We start from the raw sequence: 3,404 nt of genomic DNA, 5'->3' as shown, positions 1-3,404 counted from the left end.
TGCACCTGGCTGGGAGAAGAATGGAACAGAAGCTAATCCTCAATTAGATAAAGATTACTATCCTGCCCCTGACGGTCCTGCGGCAACTGGTGCTATACCATTACCATCTAGTTGGCCTGGTCTCGATGGTGGAGGATACCGGGGAGCACTACCTCCACAAACACCATAATTTACTGCCCAAAAACGATTTGGAAACAAAACATTAAAGCCCCGGTAACTCCGGGGCTTTAATGTTATATAAAGATACACTCTTTTCTATCGTACGACCTACGCCCTATTGCCCTTTCCAAAATAACACTGTCGATACTGTTTTCAGCACAATAAACAAATCAAAGAAGAGGGATTGATTTTGGATATAAAATAAATCATACTCAAGTTTCTCTTTCTGTTCTTCGTTATTGTCAAAGTAACGGCCTTGGACTTGTGCCCAGCCAGTAAGTCCAGGTTTTATGATGAAACGAAGTCGATAGTATGGAATATCTTTGGCCAATTTTTCAGCAAAAAATTTCCGAATGGGGCGCGTACCGATAAAACTCATCTCCCCTTTTAGGATATTGAATAGCTGAGGTAATTCATCAAATCTACACTTACGGAGAGGCCTACCCACCTTTGTAACTCTTGAATCGTTTTTATCGGACCACTTAGGACCGCCCTTTTCCGCATCAACAATCATTGTACGGAATTTTAGTATCGTAAACGGCTTCTCATTTTGCCCCAGGCGTTCTTGTTTAAAAAAGATTGGCCCTTTTGACGATAATTTAATAGCCAGGCCTATCAGCAGTATTAGTGGAGACAGTATAATTATTCCACACAAGGAGAGTAAGATATCCATAATTCTTTTTATCCTGCTGTAAAGAAAAGGATTAAACTTCTTTCCCTGATTATGGAATAAAAACCAAGAATCCTTAATGCTGCTTATTGGTATTTTAGCAGACAATGCCTCATAAAAATAGAGGGCATCGTAAATGGCAATACCGCTAAATTTCATATCGAAAAGCCATTTTCTCAATAGGGGAAAATCATTGAGACTACATGCAACAACAATGGTATTAAATTTATTGTCAACAACCATATCAAAAAGGCTTTGGGTGGATATTGAATCACTCACATAGTCTGTTCCACGGTTCTCTGAATAATTTCTGATAATCTTTAAATCATAAGGAATAATCTTATATGTTTTAACAATGGACTCAATATCATTTACTATAGCTCCATCACCAATAAGCAGTACTTTCTCCTTTAGATATTCCGATTTAGAGAAGACATTTACAAAGAGTTTGCGCCAGGCAAATAGCAACAATATGCTAAATATAGAATAAAACAATAGAATTGCTCTGCCGATTACCATATTAAAAACAAAGATGTAGGAGAGAAATGCAACAATACTTGAAGTAATTAAAACTGCAAAGCTTATATAAAGAAGGAGTTTTGTATTGTTTTCCCAACGACTTTTATTGTAGAGTTCAAAAATATAAAAAATTATTGGAGAAAGGGATATCAAGGTAAAAGCCCACCAATTGAACTTTGGCAGAATAAGCTTAAAATTAAAAGGATCAAAAATCTTTATTTTAATAAACACTGTTATATAAAAGGTAATAAGAACAATGAGTATATCACCTAATAAAAGAAATACCTTTTTTTTACTACTAGGAGAAAAGAAATACATTTTCAAATGACCTTGTAAAAATTGTTAGTAGGAACAAAAACTGCTTTAGAGTTAAATTAGTAATTATTAATAAATTTTAGCCATAAGATTTTCGCTTACAAGCTATAAACTATAATAACATTCATAAGGAGCTTATTGCAGAAAGAAGAAAATGCATAGTAAATATATTTATTGCGGTGAACTGGAACATCTGGTGCAAATCTTCGATCTTTATTATGATAAAATACCTTTAATATACAAGATCTATAATGCCCCTGCTTTCTTATAAACTCCAGCTGTTTTTTCTAAAATTTTCTCTTCATCAAAGATATCTACTGCCCGTTTGCGGCTTTCTATACCCATTTTATTTATCAACTCTGGCTCTCGAATAAACTTGAGCATACAATTTGCTAATGATTCAACGTCTTTTGGTGACGAAAAAAAACCATTGACGCCATCCACAACAACCTCCTTACAACCTGGAGTATTTGTAGTAATAATTGGTTTTCCTTTAGCAGCAGCTTCTATTAATGACCGGGGGACGCCTTCCGGGTAATATGAGGGTAAAACAACTACGTCAGAATTGTCTAACAAAATCATCACATCTTCAAAAGGGATACGTCCAATCCATTTAGCGATCCCTCTTGCATTAACTTCATTTAGCCATTTTTCAGGAATTGCATCCGGATTTCCTTTTGCACCACCACCAGATGCACCACCGGCCAAAATAAATTTGGTTTCAGGGTACTGCTTTTTAACTCTTTCTGCAGCACTAATATATTCACTTATGCCTTTACTCCAAAGCATTCTTGAAACAAGGAGAAATTGTAAGTTAGCGTCGCTTCGCTTAATCGTATTTGGATAAAAGACTTTAGTATTAACTCCTGAACCAAGAATAACCTGAGCATTGGTTTTTTTTATGAGAGCATTCGAGACAAACAACTGATAGTCATCATTATTTTGGAAAATCACCCGTGGCCGACCAGATAAGGCAAACTTATAAAGCATCATCGAGGTGCGCATTAAGAGACCACGTTCATTAAATACATAGCCTAATCCTGTAATTGAATTTATAATAGCAGGAACCTTTGCCCATTTAGCAGCTAATGAGCCAAAAATAACGGGTTTTATGGTAAAATGATGCACAAGCGATGGCGATTCCTGATTATAAAGTGACTTCAGTCGCCATATAAGAGCAACATCAGCAATAGGATTTTTTCCCTTATGATCGATATTAATATTTATAAATCTTATACCTATATTTGAAAATTTATTAACATAATCTGCTTCATCATTGGCTATTGCAACAACAGACCATCCTTGATTGGATAGGAATTTCATTAACTGAAGCCTATAATTAAATAATGCAAAACCAGTGTTTGCAATAAACAAAGCTTTTTTTTCCATGGTAACAAAAGTCTCTCTATAATTTATAGTAATATTCCTTAATCTCTATCAGGAAATTATTGATTCATTTTATTAGATAGATAGATAAAAAATATTTTAAAGAATTAAAATAAATTAATGATTAATGATAGTATTACACGGTTATTGTTATAGCTCAATAGTATGATTTTTTCATCATTTTATATTCAAGTTCTTAGGAGGCAATGCTCCACGATATTTTTTACCGTCCTGACCAGGCCAACTAGATGGTAACGGTATAGCACCAGTTGCCGCAGGACCGTCAGGGGCAGGATAGTAATCTTTATCTAATTGAGGATTAGCTTCTGTTCCATTCTTCTCCCAGCCAGGTGCA

At 35.0% G+C, this 3,404-nt stretch carries 2 protein-coding genes; both read right to left on the bottom strand.

Going from position 1 to position 3,404, the window contains the following annotated elements; all coding sequences use genetic code 11:
* Nucleotides 1–274 precede the first annotated feature (274 nt).
* Entirely contained in the window at nucleotides 275–1,666 is a 1,392-nt protein-coding gene (locus tag FBQ94_RS17255) for a sugar transferase (RefSeq protein WP_007221148.1), read from the bottom strand.
* Nucleotides 1,667–1,909: 243 nt separating this feature from the next.
* Entirely contained in the window at nucleotides 1,910–3,052 is a 1,143-nt protein-coding gene (locus FBQ94_RS17250) for a glycosyltransferase family 4 protein (RefSeq protein ID WP_007221147.1), read from the bottom strand.
* Between the last annotated feature and the right edge of the window lie 352 nt (nucleotides 3,053–3,404).

It is taken from the genome of Candidatus Jettenia sp. AMX1, assembly GCF_030263775.1.
Classification (GTDB): domain Bacteria; phylum Planctomycetota; class Brocadiia; order Brocadiales; family Brocadiaceae; genus Jettenia; species Jettenia caeni.
The sequence above is the reverse complement of the archived record's forward strand: the minus strand, read 5'-3'. Positions and strand labels throughout refer to the sequence as shown.

Coding starts and splice junctions, on each gene's coding strand:
- FBQ94_RS17255 (WP_007221148.1), bottom strand. CDS start 1,666: ATGTATTTCTTTTCTCCTAGTAGTAAAAAAAAGGTATTTCTTTTATTA.
- FBQ94_RS17250 (WP_007221147.1), bottom strand. CDS start 3,052: ATGGAAAAAAAAGCTTTGTTTATTGCAAACACTGGTTTTGCATTATTT.